Raw genomic sequence first — 12,325 nt, 5'->3', positions numbered from 1 at the left:
TCCGCCGCCAATCTCAGCTCGCGGCCGAACGCACGGGGATGCTCGCCCCCAGGTCCACCGGGCGGCGCTGGCCGCGTTCGCTGGCGTATTCCAGCTCCGTGTCATGGGCCTGCGGTGCGTTCACGAAGGAACGGAATCGCTTGAGCTTCTGCGGATCGGCCAGCGTCGCCGCCCATTCGTCCCGGTAGCTGGAAATATGGTGTTCCATGGCTTCTTCGAGCTCCGCACCGAGCCCCAGCGAATCCTCGACCACCACCTCGCGCACGGTGTCCATGCCGCCGGGCAGCTCCTGGATCCAGTGGGCGGTGCGCTGCAGGCGTTCGGCGCTGCGGATGTAGTACATCAGGAAGCGGTCGATGTATTGCACCAGCGTCCAGTCGTCCACCCCGCCGGCCAGCAGCTGGCCGTGGGCGGGGTTGGCGCCGCCGTTGCCGCCCACATACAGGTTCCAGCCTTCGGCGGTGGCGATGACCCCGACGTCCTTGGCGCGGGCCTCCGCGCATTCTCGGGCACAGCCGGAGACGCCCATCTTGAACTTGTGCGGGGCACGCAGCCCGCGGTAGCGCAGCTCGAGGTCGATGCCCATGCCCACCGAGTCCAGCATGCCGTAGCGGCACCAGGTGGAGCCGACGCAGGTCTTCACATTGCGCAGCGACTTGCCGTAGGCCTGCCCGGACTCGAACCCGGCATCCACCAGTTCGCGCCAGATCTCGGGCAGCTGCTCCAGCCGGGCGCCGAACATGTCGATGCGCAGCCCGCCGGTGAGCTTGGTGTACAGCCCGTACTTCTGCGCCACCCGGGCAATGACCCCCAGCTTTTCCGGGGTGATCTCCCCGCCGGGGATGCGCGGCACCACCGAATAGGTGCCGTCCTTCTGCATATTCGCCATGACGCGGTCGTTGGTGTCCTGGGCCCCGGCCAGCCCGGCGTCCATCGGGTGCACGTTGGTCTGGCTGGCCAGGATGGAGGCGATGGTCGGCTTGCAGATATCGCAGCCAGACCCGGTGCCGAAGCGTTCCATGATCTGCGGGTAGGTGCGCAGCCCGGCCAGGCGCACGGCGTCGAAGAGCTGCGGGCGGGAGAGGCTGAAGTGCTCGCACAATGCGGTGGAAACCTCCACGCCGTTCTTGGCCAGCTCGGCTTCCATGAGCTTCTTGAGCATCGGCACGCAGGAACCGCACTGGGTGCCGGCCCTGGTGCACGACTTCAGGCCCGCCACCGTGGCCGCCGGGCCGCAACCGGCGCAGGCCCCGCCCACCGCGCCGCGGATCGTCCCGGCATCCACGTTGTTGCAGGAGCACACCACCGCGTCGTCGGGCAGCTCGGTGTCAGGGGCCTGCCCGCCGGCGGCACTGAGGTAGGCGCCGGGCTCCGCAGGCAGCTCCCGGCCCAGCAGCGGACGCAGCGCCTGGTACGGGCTGGCGTCGCCCACGAAGATGCCGCCGAGCAGCCTCGTGGCATCCTCGGAGACCACGAGCTTCTGGTACAGGCCGCGGGCCGCATCCGCGTAGATGACCTCCAAGGCGCCCTCGGCGCGGGCGAAGGCGTCGCCGAAGGAGGCCACATCCACCCCGGAGAGCTTGAGCTTGGTGGCGGTGTCGAAGCCGGTGAATTCGCCCTCGCCGCCGCTCAGCCGGGCAGCGGCGACCTCCGCCATGGCGTTGGCCGGGGCCACCAGCCCCACGCACAGTCCGCCGTAGTTGGCGACTTCGCCGATGGCCCAGACATGCGGCACCTCGGTGGCGCAGGACTGGTCGATGACGATGCCGCCGCGCGGGCCCAGCCCGAACAGGGCGCCGCCTTCGGGCTGGGCTTCGTTGTGGACGCGGGCCAGCTCGTCGCGCGGGCGCACGCCGATGGACACGATGACCATGTCAGCGGCGATCACCCGGTCGTCGGCCATGAGCACGCCGGTGACCTGGCCGTCCTCGGAGAGGATCTGCTGGGGGAATACCCCGCCGTGGACCCGCAGGTTCTTCTGGGCGACCAAGCGTCCCAGTGCCTGGCCTGCGCCCTGGTCCAGCTGGGTTCCCATGAGCCATCCGCCGCCGTCGATGATCAGCGCCTGCGCGCCCAGGGCCTGCACCCCGGCGGCCGCCTCAAGGCCCAGCAGCCCGCCCCCGATGGTCGCGACCACCGGGGCCCGGCCCAGGGAACCGGCCAGGGACTTCACCTGCTGCGCGATGCCCCGCACATCCTCCAGCGTGCGGTAGACGTGGGTGAGCTCCGCGCCGGGGATCGGCAAGGTGGCCGCGTTGGAGCCGGTGGCCAGCACCAGTTCGTCGTAGCCGAACTCGCGCCCGTCCGCGGTGCGCACCAGACGGGCGGCGCTGTCCAGGAAGACGGCCTTGGCCCCGGTTTCCAGGGTGAGGTGCTCCTGCTCCCACAATTCCGCGTCGCCCAGGGTCAGATCCACCCCCGGCTCGGTCAGCGCCTTGGACAGCGCCACCCTGTCGTAGGGCCGGTGGGCCTCCTCGCAGAGCACGGTGAGGGTGGTGCCGGCGGGCTCGCGGCTGGCCATGGCGTCGGCAAAGCGGTGCGCGGCAGGACCGCCGCCGATCACGAGGATGTGTCGCTGTTCGCTGGAGGTATTCATGATGCCCTTTCGCTGGCGGACCCACGGGATGTGGAGCGTCTGGCACCAGCCTAGGAACCTGTTTTTGCCCCGCAGTTACCCCGGTGTTTCACCGGGCGCAATTTTCTCCAGCAGCGCTGCGAACAGGCGGTGAGGGCTTGGAAACATGTTCGTAGCACGGGGTCGTCCGGGGGCTGTGAATCGGGCTTTACCGGCCGGCAACCGCGCGGGGCGGCGGCTGAAACATTGCGCTTCTAGGCTCGAAGCATCGGAACACCAGCGAAAGGACCCACCGATGACCACGCAACTGATCGACGCACCGGCCGGCTTGGCCGAACTCTGCTCCACCGAGGACCTGGAGGCGGGCTGGGGCGAAGCGGCCTGGCTGCAAGGGCGGCAGATCGCGGTGTACCGCACCGAGGCGGACGGATTCTACGCCTCCTCGCACCATTGCCCGTCCACCGGGGCCAAGGTCATGGCGCGCGGCATCCTCGGGGATGCGACCATCGAGGGCCGCCGCGTGGCCACCATCGCCTGCCCGCTGCACAAGGAGATCTACCGCCTGGACACCGGGGACTGCCTGGGCGCGCAGGGCGCCGCGCTGAACGTGTTCGGGGTGCAGGAGCTCGGCGGCCGGCTGTGGATCGAGGTGCCGCGATGAGCAAGCACTCCTCCGAGGCCGCAGCGCTGGACCGCACGTCGCGGTACGAGCACACCGCATGGTTCGGCTGGTACGAGGTGGCCGCGGAGCCAGCAGCCTGCCACCGCGCATGACCGATCACGCTTCAACACATCCAACATCGGAAATACCCGCAGATCGACGCACACCGGCGGGAGCGCCCAGGCTCCCGCCGCCGGACTAGACCCGGGCCGGGATCCTGAGCAGTTCCTCGATGCGCTCCTTGCAGCCGCCGCACCCGGTGCCGGCGCGGCAGTTCTCGCCAACCTCTTCGACGGTGGAACATCCGGCGTCCACCGCCCTGGCCACCTGCCCGTAGGTCGCCCCCGAACAGCGGCACAGCTGGTCGTCGGCCCCCGCGGCAGGCGCCTGCGCATCCTCGAAGGGCGCGTCCAGGCGCAGCAGCAGCGAGGGGTCGACCGGCAGCGGGGTACCGCGTTCAAAACCCAGAGCCAGCTCCGCCCCGGTGCGCGGCAGGCCCAGGGCCAGGAAGCCGGTGGGGACGCGATCACGCGCCACAATCTTCAGGTAGCGCCCTGCGGCGGGGTCCGCATATACGGTGACCTGCTGGGCCGGATCCTCGAACAGCCCTGCCTGCACCGTGCCGGCCGCGGTGAGCTCCAGGCCCTGGCCCTTGAGCATCAGGATGCCGCTGCCCTGGATCTGGGGCCCGGGCAGGGCGCTGGCAACCGGGGCGGAAGCCGCCGGATGCGGGGCCGGGTGCGCCAGCAGGTAGTCCGCCAGCCAAGCGGCCTGCGCCCAGCCCGGGGCCAGCAGCCCGGCCGGCCGTTGCCCGGCCACCTGCGCGCAGTCGCCCACGGCGAAGAGGCGCCCGCTGGAATCGGCGGCCAGCTGCGCGGTCACCTGGATTCCGTGGCCTACAGCCAAACCGCAGCCTTCGGCCAGTTCGGTGCGGGGACGCACCCCGGTGGACACCAGCAGCGCGTCGGCGTGGATCAGCCCGTGGGTTTCGGTGGCCAGCGCATGGAAGCGGCCGTCCTGCTTCTGCACGCCGGTGGCGCGCACCCCGGAGAGCACGTGAACTCCGGCGGCTTCCAGCTGGCGGATGAGCAGGGTGCCGCCGTCCGCGTCCACCACGCGCCCCAGCGGCGCCGGGCCGTGGTGCACCAGCACCGGCCGGTACCCGGCGGAGGCCATGGCCAGCGCCGCCTCCAGGCCCAGGATGCCGCCGCCGAGCACCAGCACCCTTCCATCGCCTCGCAGCACCGCTTGCAGCGCCAGCGCATCATTCAGGGTGCGCAAAGCCAGCACGCCGGCGGGCAGCTCGGTGTCCGCATGCGGGTCGAAATTCAGCCCGGCCAGCGAGGGGATCACCGGGCGGGCTCCGGTGGCGAAGACCAGCCGGTCGTAGGGGACCGGGCCGCCGCTGGTGTGCACCACGCGCCGGGCCCGGTCCACCCCGGTGGCGGCCGTGCCCAGCCGCAGGTCAACACCCGCGGCGCGCAGCCGGGGTTCGTCGGCCATGCCCAAGTGCCCGGGTTCGGCCGCCCCGATGGCGACCTCGGCCAGCAGCACCCTGTTGTAGGCGGCGCGTTCTTCCGCGCCCAGCACCGTCAGTTCAAGTTCCTTCGACCTGACCGCGGGAAGCAGGCCCTCGACGAGGCTTGAAGCCACGGGCCCGAAGCCGATGACAACCAGTCGTTCACTCATGTCGCTCCGCTCGGGACAGCAGCACCGGCGCGTGCTTGAACTCGGGCATGGAACTGTCCGGGTCCACCGCGTCGCCGGTGAGCAGGTTGGCGTTCTGGGTTTCGGGGAAGTGGAAGGGCAGGAACACGGTGTCCAGCCGGATTCCCGCATCCAGGCGGGCCGTCGCCTCGAGGCGTCCGTGCGTGTTTTCCAGCAGCACGTCCTGCCCGTCGCTGATGCCGCGGGCCAGCGCGGTGTCCGGATGGATCACTGCCAGCGCGGCCGGCGCGGCCTGGCGCAGCTCGGCCACCCGGCGGGTCTGCGCCCCGGACTGGTAGTGTTCCAGCAGCCGCCCGGTGACCAGCGAGACGGTCCCGGGCTTCCTGCCCGCACGACCGCTGGCCTCCGGCTGCGGGTAGACCGGTTCCAGCCGGGCCTTGCCGTCGGGGTGGGCGAAGCGCTGAAGGAACAGACGCGGGGTGCCCGAGCGCTCGCCGGGCAACTGGCTGATCGGTGTGCCGGCGGGACAGGGCCAATAGACCGCCGCCCCCGCATCGAGGCTGTTGTAGTCCACCCCCGAGTAGTCGGCGATGCCTCCGGCCGAGGCCCGGCCCAGCTCCTCGAAGACCTCCCGCGGGTCGGCGCTGAAGGCGGCTGGGGCCTGCAGCCGGTCGGCCAGTTCGGCCAGCAGCCACAGCTCGCTGCGCGCCCCGGCCGGGGCGGCCAGGGCGGCGCGGCGGCGCAGCACCCGGCCCTCCAGATTCGTCATGGTGCCTTCCTCCTCCGCCCACTGCAGCACCGGCAGCACCAGGTCGGCCTGCGCGGCGGTTTCCGAGAGGAAGAAGTCGGCAACGACCAGGTAGTCCAGCCGGCGCAGTGCGGCGGCGGTGCGGTTGGCGTTGGGGGAGGAGATCACCGGGTTGGAGCCGTGCATGAACAGCATCCGCGCCCCGCCCGGTTCGCCCAGGGTTGCCAGCAGCTGCGCGGCCGGAATGCCCGGCCCGGGAATGATCTGCGGATCCACGCCCCAGACGGCTGCCACGTGGGCACGGGCGGCCGGGTCGGTGATCTTGCGGTAGCCCGGCAGCTGGTCGGCCTTCTGCCCGTGTTCGCGTCCGCCCTGCCCGTTGCCCTGCCCGGTGATGGTGCCGAAGCCCCCGGCCAGGGTTCCGGGCAGGCCCAGCAGCAGGGCCAGGTTGATTGCGGCGGTCACCGTGGCGGTGCCGTTGGCATGCTGTTCCACCCCGCGTCCGGTGAGGATGTACACGGGTTTGCCGCCGGCGCGGGCGGCCTGGGCTGCGCCGGCCAGGGTGCGTGCGGTCTGCCTGATGAGCGCTGCCGGGACGCCGGTGAGCGACTGCACCCGTTCGGGCCACCAGGTGGCCAGCGAGATGCGCAGCGATTCCAGGCCCCAAGTGCGGGCGGCCAGGTAGCCGGTGTCGGCCAGGTCTTCGGCCAGCAGCACGTGGGCCAGGCCCAGCAGCAGCTGCAGGTCCGTTCCGGGCGCCGGCTGCAGGTGGGTGTCCGCCAGTTCCGCGGTGGCCGAGCGGCGCGGATCGACCACGATGAGCCCGCCGTTCTCCCTGGCGGATTCAAGGTGCCGCACGAACGGCGGCATGGTGTCCGCGACATTGGACCCCAGCAGCATGATGGCGCCGGCCCGATCCAGGTCAGCCAGCGGGAAGGGCAATCCGCGGTCCAGCCCGAAGGCCTTGTTGCCGGCCGCTGCGGCGGAGGACATGCAGAACCGCCCGTTGTAGTCGATGCGCGAGGTGCCCAGCGCCAGCCGGGCGAACTTGCCCAGCTGGTAGGCCTTTTCATTGGTCAGCGACCCGGAGCCGAACACCGCCACCGCGTCCTTCCCATGGGTCTGCTGCACCGTGCGCACCTGGTGCACCACCAGTTCCAGGGCCCGCTCCCAGCCCACCGGTCGCAGCACCCCGTCGGCACCGCGTTCCAGCGGGGAATGCAGCCGTTCCGGGTGGTCCAGCAGCTGCGCGGCGCTGTAGCCCTTGCGGCACAGCGCCCCGCCGTTGGTTTCGAAGTTTCGCCCTTTCAAGCCCACCGGCGTGGTGCCCGGCTCAAGGGTGATCCCGCACTGCAGGGCGCAGTAGGGGCAATGCGTCGCGACCTCCATCTCAGACCCTTCCCTCGAAACCCGAACCGCGGCGCACGTAGCAGAACCAGGTCACCGCCAGCAGCAGGACATAAAGGCCCACGAAGACTCCGAACGCGGGAACATAGGATCCCAGCTTCGACAGGGACAGGCCCAGCACCTGCGGGATCAGGAATCCTCCGTAGGCGCCGATGGCGGAAATGAGGCCCAGGGCCGCGGCGGCGCTGCGTGCGTGGTCTGCCGGGGTGCGCCCGGTGCGCCGTCCCTGGAAGGCGAAGACCGCCGGGATCATGCGGTAGGTGGAGCCGTTGCCGAGGCCTGCGGCGGTGAACAGGGCAAGGAACAAACCCAGGAAGAGCGGGAAGTCCGCTTGGCCCAGGCTCAGCATCAGCGCGAGGGTCAGCGCGGCCATCACGGCGAAGGCGGCCAGGGTGATGCGGGCGCCGCCGAAGCGGTCGGCCAGCTGCCCACCGTAGGGGCGGGCCAGCGACCCGACCAGCGGTCCGAGGAAGGCCAGCGAGATCACCGCAGTGCCCAATTCCAGGGAGGAGTACCCGGTGAAGGTATCGGCCAGCAGCTTGGGGAATACCGCGCAGAATCCGATGAACGAGCCGAAGGTGCCGATGTAGAGCCCGGCAATGATCCACAGGTGCTTTTCGCGCAGGCAGGCCAGCGCCCCGCGCACGTCGCTGCGGGCGTTGGAGAGATTGTGCATGTATTTCGCCGCGCCGGCCGCGGCCAGCAGGATCAGCGGGATCCAGATCAGGCCGGCCAGGGGCAGCTGCAGCGAGCCGGCGGCGAAAATGGTGATGGCGATCGGCACCAGCAGCTGGGCGATGGCTGCGCCCAGGTTCCCTCCTGCAGCGTTCAGCCCCAGCGCCCGGCCCTTCTGCGCGGCCGGATAGAAGTACGTGATGTTGGCCATCGAGGAAGCGAAGTTGCCGCCGCCGAATCCGGAAAGCCCTGCCAAGGCCAGCATGATCCAGAACGGGGTCTCGGGGTCCGCGGCGGCCAGCGCCAGACCCGTCACCGGGATCAGCAGCAGCAGCGCGGAGATGATGGTCCAGTTCCGGCCGCCGAAGCGGGCTACCATGAAGGTGTACGGGATGCGCAGGGTGGCGCCGACCAGGCTGGGCATGGAGATCAGCCAGAACAGCTGGGTGGTGCTGTAATCGAATCCGGCGGCGGGCAGGTACACCGCGAGGATCGCGAACAACTGCCAGACCGCGAAGCCCAGGAACTCGGCGAAGATCGACCAGCGCAGGTTGGTCAAGGCGGTGCGCCGGCCCACTGCCTGCCAGAAGTCCGGGTTTTCCGCGTCCCAGTTGTGGACCCAGCGGCCCTTGGACATCTGCAGCTGGTCGACGGCGGGGCTTAGCTGGCGGGATTGCGTGCTCATGCGGATCGATGCCTTTCACTCGTGGATGCTGTTGAGCATTCCAGAGCGAGGTTTCATCGGCATGCGTTAGTTGTTGCCTCGGTGGCAATTCGAGGTAACTGCTGCCGGCGATCGCTGAGAGGAGCCGTTAACCTGCCGGAAATGAACAAATTTCTTGATCAGAATAGCCCCGCGCGCGAGCAGCTACATCCATAACGTACTGGGTGAACTGGCTTGATTCCCCGACTCGTGTCGCTGGCGATGAAGGATACGTCGCGACGAAAGTACTTCTTTGAAGACTGGAACAGCGGCCTGCCAGAAATGCACGAAGCATTTACGGCAGACCGCTGTTGTTCTTTGCCTGTTACTTGGAGACAGCCAATTTGTTGGAATCAACGAAATGAGGGACTACCTCATCAATGAATAGCTGCAGAGAGCGCTTCTTTTCCTCGTGGCTCAAGGTATTGTCGCTCCAGAAGCTGTATTCGGTCACACCCATGGACTCGTAGTTTCGCAGGCGTTCGACAACCTCGTCTGGAGTCCCGATCATCGCGGTCTTGTGCAATGAATCCACAGTGAACTCTTCGCGGCCTTCGAACTTCTCCAGCGGGCTCGGCTCCAGGAAGCCATTGGTCGGCGTGGTCTTGTTGCCGAACCATGCGTCGAAAGTGCGGTAGAACTTCTGGATTCCTTCTGCTCCGGCCCGCCACCCCTCTGGTTCCTGCGCAGAATGCACATATGTATGACGCAGCACCATGATGTCTGGACGCTTGGTGATCTCGGGATGATTGGCGATTGCGGTTTCGTACTTTTCGACTAGCGATTCAACTTCTTCATCCCCCTTCATAAGCGGGGTGACCATGACGTGGCAGCCATTGGCGACCGCGTACTCGTGAGATTCTGGGCTTCGGGCAGCAACCCAGACCGGAATCTGCTTCTGTACCGGTTTTGGCACGGAGGTCGAGGTCGGGAATTTCCAAACCTCACCGTCGTGGGCGTAGTCTCCGGCCCAAAGCTTCTGGACGGCTGGGATCAATTCCTGCATGGCGGTCCCACCTTCAGCTGCCGACATTCCTCCGGCCATGCGATCGAACTCGAACTGGTAGGCACCGCGGGCGACGCCAAGTTCGGCTCGGCCATTGGAAATGACGTCCAGCAGGGCCATTTCGCCTGCTGCGCGGATGGGATCCCAGAACGGAGCGATGATGGTACCGGATCCGAGTCGAATGGTCTTTGTCCGGGCCGCCAGATATGCAAGCTGTGGAATGGGACTCGGAGAGATGGTGTATTCCATGGAGTGGTGTTCGCCGATCCAAACCGTTGAGAATCCTCCGGCCTCGGCCAACTGGGTCAGTTCAACCAGATTCTCGAAGTGCTCTTCATGGCTGATCGAGTCGTCGTAGCGTTCCATATGGATAAACAGGGAAAAACGCATGGTTTGTCTTCCTTCCTTTGTCAGCTGCCGTTAGGCGATATTCTGCGAATTGTTGCGTTCGGCGATGGTGAGGTTGCTGCGGGACCAGTGTTCGTGCTGAACCTCGCGCACAATCACGGTAATGTTTTCCGGTGCTGCGTCTACGGTGTCCTCGGCTGCGCGGTGCACGGCATCGATCAGCGCCCGTAGCTGCTGCGGGGTGCGTCCGGCGGCTATGGAGATGTCAATCAGTGGCATTAGGTTAACCTCCTAGGCACGCATCACGAACGGATCGGACACCGGAGATTCGTCCGTGTTAATCCAAACGCTCTTCAGTCGGGTGTACTCATTCATGGATTCCAAGCCGTGCTCGATCCCGACACCGGAACTCTTGAAACCCTGTCGAGGGGACATTGGCGACATCGCGCGGTAGGTGTTTACCCACACAGTTCCCGCCTCCAGCTTGCGTGCCATACGATGTGCCCGGGCGAGATTCTGCGTCCAGACTCCGGCGGCAAGTCCGTAATCGGTGTCGTTGGCCAGTGCCAACAGTTCGTCTTCGTGCTCGAACGGCATGATCGCAGCGACCGGGCCGAAGATCTCTTCCCGGACCACACGCATGTCATTGTTCACGTCAGTGAGTACGGTGGGGGAGAAGAAGTAACCTGGTAGATCCAGTCCCTCAGGGCGGCCTCCGCCAGCGAGCACCTTCGCGCCCTCGTCGGCCCCGATCTTCACGTATGAAGAGACCTTTTCCAACTGGTCGGCGAATGCCAGTGGGCCTAATTCTGTGGTGTCTGCCAGTGGGTCGCCAATGATGATTGACTTGGCGCGTTGGGTCACTCGTTCCAGCAGCTCGTCGTAAACCGACTTGTGTGCAAAGACGCGGCTGCCGGCAATGCAGGTCTGGCCCGCTGCGGCGTAGATACCAGCAACAACGCCCATCGCGGCGTTCGCTACGTTGGCATCGTCGAATACGATGTTGGGGCTCTTGCCTCCGAGCTCAAGGGTGCAACCGATGAATCGGCTGGCAGCCTGGGAAGCGATTCGCGAGCCGGTAGCCGTCGAGCCGGTGAAGGAAATCTTGGCCAGTAGTGGGTGGGCAACCAGCGCCGCTCCAGCCTCGATACCGTAGCCGGTGACTACGTTGATGACGCCAGGCGGGAAACCGGCCTGGTCTGCTAGCTCGGCAAGCAGTAGCACGGTGCGCGAGGTGTATTCGCTGGGCTTGATCACTACAGTATTACCTGCGGCCAGTGCGGGGGCAATCTTGGAGGTGGTCAGAGTGAGAGGTGAGTTCCACGGGGTGATTGCACCGACGACACCCAATGCCTCGCGTTGAGTGTAGTTGAGGATTGCCGGGTTCAGCGTGGGAACTTGGGACCCCTGGACTTTGTCAGCGAGCCCAGCATAGTAGTAGAGATACTCGGGCAAGGTTGCCAGCTGGCCGCGCATCTCGCGCAGCAGTTTTCCGTTGTCCAAAGACTCGTAACGAGCGAGCTTTTCCGCGTTTTCTCCGACAAGATCGCCCAAACGGCGCAGGAGGTGGCCGCGGGCTGTGGCGCTTAGGCCGCTCCATGAGGGGGCAGTGAAAGCTGCATGGGCGGCTTTCACCGCGCGGTCGACATCGTGCTCGTTTCCACGAGCGACCTCGTAGAGTTCCTCCAGAGTTGCTGGGTTGGTGCTGGTGAAGTAACGGTCCTCGCTAGGTGCGACGTGCTCTCCGTTGATGAAATGCAGATAGCGCTCGCTCATGGCTGCTTCCCTTCGCTTTGATCAAAAAAGTTGTTCAGTTCGGCGGCCAGAGCCGCCGGGTTTTCCACTGGCAGCATGTGCCGGGCTCCGGGCACCACATGTACCCGTCCATGGGGTACTGCCGTGGCCAGCCGGCACGACATTTCCGGGGTAGACCCTGGGTCTAGCTCGCCGGTGATGGCCAGTACTGGTTGGGTAATGCTTGCCAATTCACCGGCAATTTGTTGGTCTCCACGGGCGAATACCGTGTAGGCATGGAGGTAGGATTCTAGATTGTTCCCGGCCAGCACCCGCCGGGTATCCTCAATCAGGTGCTCTGGCACTGTGGTGTTGTCGGCAGGGTACCAGCGCTCGATTGCACGTTGGACACCCTCTGCGAAGTTGGTACCGGCAGTGGCTAGCCTGGCTTCAACTGCCGCGGATTCCTCCGGTGTACGTTGGCAGACCGAGTTCACCGCAGCCAGCGACAGCACCCGATCCGGAGCGAAGCGAGCTATATGCTGGGCGATCAATGCACCCAGTGAGAAACCGACCAGATGCACTGGTTCAGGAACCGGGATACGGTCAAGTACATCGGCTGCCAGACTTGCCAAGTCTTGCGCCTGGTGCAATGCGGGCTGCGCGCCATGCCCTGGCAGGTCGAGGGCCAAGCTTTCTCGTCCGAGCTGCTCCTGCAGGGGATGCCACATGGTGTGGTCAAGTCCCACTCCATGCAGCAGGATAACCTGTGGTGACTTGGTGCTCGTCATGCTTCGCTC

9 protein-coding genes are annotated in these 12,325 nt (G+C 66.7%); 1 reads left to right on the top strand and 8 read right to left on the bottom strand.

From position 1 onward, the window contains the following. Positions 1–13: 13 nt before the first annotated feature. Positions 14–2,596: a nitrite reductase large subunit NirB gene (gene nirB, locus JQN66_RS14810; protein WP_204675709.1), complete on the bottom strand. Its 2,583-nt coding sequence runs from the start codon at positions 2,594–2,596 to the stop codon at positions 14–16. 274 nt (positions 2,597–2,870) lie between these two features. Here nirB and nirD point away from each other — a divergent pair, with 274 nt between their 5' ends. Then, positions 2,871–3,236, top strand: a complete 366-nt coding sequence (nirD, locus tag JQN66_RS14805; protein ID WP_204675708.1) for a nitrite reductase small subunit NirD — start codon at positions 2,871–2,873, stop codon at positions 3,234–3,236. Between the two features lie 198 nt (positions 3,237–3,434). Here the strand turns inward: nirD and JQN66_RS14800 are convergent, their stop codons facing one another. The 7 genes from JQN66_RS14800 to JQN66_RS14770 form a co-directional block, all read right to left on the bottom strand. After that, the gene (locus JQN66_RS14800) at positions 3,435–4,925 is read right to left on the bottom strand and encodes an FAD-dependent oxidoreductase (RefSeq protein WP_204675707.1); all 1,491 of its coding nucleotides are present in this window, start codon (positions 4,923–4,925) and stop codon (positions 3,435–3,437) included. Beyond that, positions 4,918–7,041 (bottom strand): molybdopterin oxidoreductase family protein, encoded by a 2,124-nt coding sequence (locus JQN66_RS14795; protein WP_204675706.1) that lies wholly within the window; start codon positions 7,039–7,041, stop codon positions 4,918–4,920. Before JQN66_RS14795 ends, JQN66_RS14800 begins: the two co-directional genes overlap by 8 nt. Before the next feature lies 1 nt (position 7,042). After that, positions 7,043–8,419 carry an MFS transporter gene (locus tag JQN66_RS14790; protein ID WP_204675705.1) on the bottom strand — a complete coding sequence of 459 codons (1,377 nt, stop codon included), beginning with the start codon at positions 8,417–8,419 and terminating at the stop codon, positions 7,043–7,045. 343 nt (positions 8,420–8,762) lie between these two features. After that, complete coding sequence (locus JQN66_RS14785) at positions 8,763–9,833, bottom strand: LLM class flavin-dependent oxidoreductase (protein ID WP_204675704.1); 1,071 nt, start codon at positions 9,831–9,833, stop codon at positions 8,763–8,765. 30 nt (positions 9,834–9,863) lie between these two features. Beyond that, entirely contained in the window at positions 9,864–10,070 is a 207-nt protein-coding gene (locus JQN66_RS14780; protein WP_204675703.1) for a tautomerase family protein, read from the bottom strand. Between the two features lie 12 nt (positions 10,071–10,082). Then, entirely contained in the window at positions 10,083–11,567 is a 1,485-nt protein-coding gene (locus tag JQN66_RS14775) for an aldehyde dehydrogenase (RefSeq protein ID WP_204675702.1), read from the bottom strand. Further along, the gene (locus JQN66_RS14770; RefSeq protein WP_204675701.1) at positions 11,564–12,316 is read right to left on the bottom strand and encodes an alpha/beta fold hydrolase; all 753 of its coding nucleotides are present in this window, start codon (positions 12,314–12,316) and stop codon (positions 11,564–11,566) included. The genes JQN66_RS14775 and JQN66_RS14770 overlap by 4 nt, the downstream gene beginning before the upstream one ends. Positions 12,317–12,325 lie beyond the last annotated feature (9 nt).

The sequence above is a fragment of the Glutamicibacter protophormiae genome (genome assembly GCF_016894325.1).
GTDB classification, from domain to species: domain Bacteria; phylum Actinomycetota; class Actinomycetes; order Actinomycetales; family Micrococcaceae; genus Glutamicibacter; species Glutamicibacter protophormiae.
The sequence above is the reverse complement of the archived record's forward strand: the minus strand, read 5'-3'. Positions and strand labels throughout refer to the sequence as shown.

Excerpts from the sequence above, each read along its gene's own strand:
- JQN66_RS14795 (WP_204675706.1), bottom strand. The coding sequence starts at position 7,041 with ATGGAGGTCGCGACGCATTGCCCCTACTGCGCCCTGCAGTGCGGGATC.
- JQN66_RS14790 (WP_204675705.1), bottom strand. The coding sequence starts at position 8,419 with ATGAGCACGCAATCCCGCCAGCTAAGCCCCGCCGTCGACCAGCTGCAG.
- JQN66_RS14775 (WP_204675702.1), bottom strand. The coding sequence starts at position 11,567 with ATGAGCGAGCGCTATCTGCATTTCATCAACGGAGAGCACGTCGCACCT.
- JQN66_RS14780 (WP_204675703.1), bottom strand. The coding sequence starts at position 10,070 with ATGCCACTGATTGACATCTCCATAGCCGCCGGACGCACCCCGCAGCAG.
- JQN66_RS14800 (WP_204675707.1), bottom strand. The coding sequence starts at position 4,925 with ATGAGTGAACGACTGGTTGTCATCGGCTTCGGGCCCGTGGCTTCAAGC.
- JQN66_RS14785 (WP_204675704.1), bottom strand. The coding sequence starts at position 9,833 with ATGCGTTTTTCCCTGTTTATCCATATGGAACGCTACGACGACTCGATC.
- nirD (WP_204675708.1), top strand. The coding sequence starts at position 2,871 with ATGACCACGCAACTGATCGACGCACCGGCCGGCTTGGCCGAACTCTGC.
- nirB (WP_204675709.1), bottom strand. The coding sequence starts at position 2,596 with ATGAATACCTCCAGCGAACAGCGACACATCCTCGTGATCGGCGGCGGT.
- JQN66_RS14770 (WP_204675701.1), bottom strand. The coding sequence starts at position 12,316 with ATGACGAGCACCAAGTCACCACAGGTTATCCTGCTGCATGGAGTGGGA.